Origin of the sequence: Actinomadura sp. NPDC049753, assembly GCF_040674655.1 — a bacterium.
GTDB lineage: Bacteria > Actinomycetota > Actinomycetes > Streptosporangiales > Streptosporangiaceae > Spirillospora > Spirillospora verrucosospora.
In genome coordinates this window covers 1-1,908 of sequence record NZ_JBFARL010000429.1, presented here as the reverse complement: position 1 = coordinate 1,908, position 1,908 = coordinate 1, and the positions used below count along the sequence as shown (strand labels likewise).

Sequence of the window (1,908 nt, the reverse complement as noted above, 5' to 3'; positions counted from 1 at the left end):
CGCGGTCCTGCGCCCCCCCCTGCGCTCCGCACCCTCCCCCCCCCCAAGACACCCCCCCCCACCCAGAGGGAGGAACCCGGATCAACCCCCCCGCCGCGCGGGCGGGCCGGGCCGCCCGGCGCCGCGGCACGGCGGCCGGCTCGGCGGCCCTGCTGCTCGCCTCAGGCACGGTCGCGCTGGCCCAGGCCCAGGCCAGCGCGGCCGCCGGCTGCAAGGTCGACTACACGACGAACGACTGGGGCACGGGCTTCACCGCCTCCGTGACGGTCACCAACCTCGGCGACCCGATCAGCGGCGGCTGGACGCTGGAGTGGGACTTCGCCGGCAACCAGCAGGTGACCTCGGGCTGGAACGGGACGTTCACCCAGTCCGGCAAGCACGTCACCGTGAAGAACCCGAGCTGGGCCACCACGTTGGCGACCAACGCGACGGCCAACCCCGGCTTCCAGGGCACCTACTCCGGCGCCAACCAGGCACCCGCCCAGTTCAAGCTGAACGGGACCGTCTGCACCGGGTCGGCGGGACCGACCGACCCGCCCACCGACCCGCCCACCGATCCGCCTCCGGGCAACCGCGTCGACAACCCCTACGCGGGGGTGAAGGCGTACGTGAACCCCGAGTGGTCGGCCAAGGCCGCGGCCGAGCCGGGCGGCAGCGCGGTCTCCAACCAGCCGACCGGCGTGTGGCTGGACAGGATCGCCGCGATCCAGGGGGCGAACGGCTCCATGGGCCTGCGCGCCCACCTCGACAAGGCCCTCGACCAGGGCGCCGGTGTGGTCCAGCTCGTCGTCTACGACCTGCCCGGGCGTGACTGCTCCGCGCTGGCCTCCAACGGCGAACTCGGCCCGGACGACCTCGACAAGTACAAGACGCAGTTCATCGACCCGATCGCGCAGATCCTCGGCGACGCGAAGTACGCGGGCCTGCGGATCGTCACGGTCGTGGAGATCGACTCGCTGCCGAACCTGATCACGAACGCCGGGAGCCGGCCGACGGCCACCCCCGCCTGCGACACGATGAAGGCCAACGGCAACTACGAGAAGGGCATCGCCTACGCGCTGCAGAAGCTCGGCGCCATCTCCAACGTCTACAACTACCTCGACGTAGGCCACCACGGCTGGATCGGCTGGGACGACAACTTCGGCCCGACCGCGCAGCTGCTCGCGACCGTCGCGCAGGCGTCCGGCTCCAAGAACAACGTCGCCGGGTTCATCACCAACACCGCCAACTACGGGGCCTTGCAGGAGCCCTACTTCACCATCAACGACACCGTGAACGGCACGTCCGTCCGGCAGTCCAAGTGGGTCGACTGGAACCGGTACGTCGACGAGCTCTCCTACGCGCAGGCGTTCCGGCAGGAACTCGTCAAGGACGGGTTCGACTCGGGCATCGGCATGCTCATCGACACGAGCCGCAACGGCTGGGGCGGCGCGAACCGCCCGACCGGTCCCGGCCCGAAGACCAGCGTGGACGCCTACGTGGACGGCAGCCGGACCGACCGGCGCATCCACCTCGGCAACTGGTGCAACCAGGCGGGCGCGGGCCTCGGCGAGCGGCCCAAGGCGGCCCCCGCCGCGGGCATCGACGCCTACGTGTGGATGAAGCCCCCGGGTGAGTCGGACGGCGCCAGCAAGGAGATCCCGAACGACGAGGGCAAGGGCTTCGACCGGATGTGCGACCCCACGTACACCGGCAACCCGCGCAACAACAACAACATGAGCGGTGCGCTGGCGGACGCCCCGCTGTCCGGGCACTGGTTCTCCGCCCAGTTCCAGGAGCTGCTCAAGAACGCCAACCCGCCCGTCCGGTAACCGGCCACCACGGAAACGGCCCCGTGACCCGCTCCGGTCACGGGGCCTCTTCCCGTCCTGATCGACGATGGCCGGGACCAGCGACCAGAACTGCACG

1 protein-coding gene is annotated in these 1,908 nt (G+C 70.9%); it reads left to right on the top strand.

What is annotated here, in order from left to right; all coding sequences use genetic code 11:
• The first annotated feature begins 149 nt into the window (after window positions 1–149).
• Complete coding sequence (locus tag AB0K37_RS41925) at window positions 150–1,811, top strand: glycoside hydrolase family 6 protein (RefSeq protein WP_363991753.1); 1,662 nt, start codon at window positions 150–152, stop codon at window positions 1,809–1,811.
• Window positions 1,812–1,908 lie beyond the last annotated feature (97 nt).